The sequence below is a fragment of the Rhizobium sp. YIM 134829 genome, assembly GCF_046546455.1.
This window is the reverse complement of record NZ_JBKHKI010000032.1, coordinates 1-565: the sequence shown is the minus strand read 5'-3', so window position 1 is coordinate 565 and position 565 is coordinate 1. Positions and strand designations below refer to the sequence as shown.

Genomic DNA, 565 nt, shown 5'->3' with positions numbered 1-565 from the left:
CGGTAAGGCATGAAGCCCTCGGCTGAGCTAAACGCCAACACGTCCCGGAACTCGCCCGTCGATTCGGGCATCAGTTCGCCGATGAATCGCTCACACGACGGCGTAGCTCAATCGCTTCGCCGCACCCGCGATGCGCGTCGCTAGATCGGGGTGGGTCAGCGGCAGCGAGAGTTTGGGCCGGTCGGGCATCGCTGGCGCTGCGGGCGCGAACAGTGCCAGGCATGGTGCGCCAGCGATTCGGCTCTTGTACCACAGTCCGTCGAGGGTGGGATAGGCATCGACGACGTTTCGTGCCCACGCCTGGGTAACGGTGAGGGGGCCGGTGGAGATGGCGTAGGTACCGTCGGCGCGCGTCGCCCATGCACCGTGGCTGTCGGCGGCGACATCGAGGACGGTGAGCGCTCGGGTGAACGAGAGACCAGTCACGTAAGGGGCGTGTCGTTGGCGGTCGATCGTGCGATCGACCTGAAGGCTTCTGCCACTGCAGCATCGGGGCTGGACGCGCCGTACCAGACGCCGCGTTCGGGGTCCTCGGCTCGAGCGACGTGGTGGGTGTCGAAACGCA

Annotated in this window: 2 protein-coding genes; both read right to left on the bottom strand. The window is 66.5% G+C overall.

The genetic code is table 11. The features are described 5' to 3' along the window. Positions 1-90 precede the first annotated feature (90 nt). Positions 91-426 (bottom strand): hypothetical protein, encoded by a 336-nt coding sequence (locus tag ACLE20_RS15565; protein WP_410941225.1) that lies wholly within the window; start codon positions 424-426, stop codon positions 91-93. Then, a partial coding sequence (locus ACLE20_RS15560) for an RES domain-containing protein (protein WP_410941226.1) occupies positions 423-565 on the bottom strand: 143 nt, incomplete at its 5' end. The genes ACLE20_RS15565 and ACLE20_RS15560, both read right to left, overlap by 4 nt.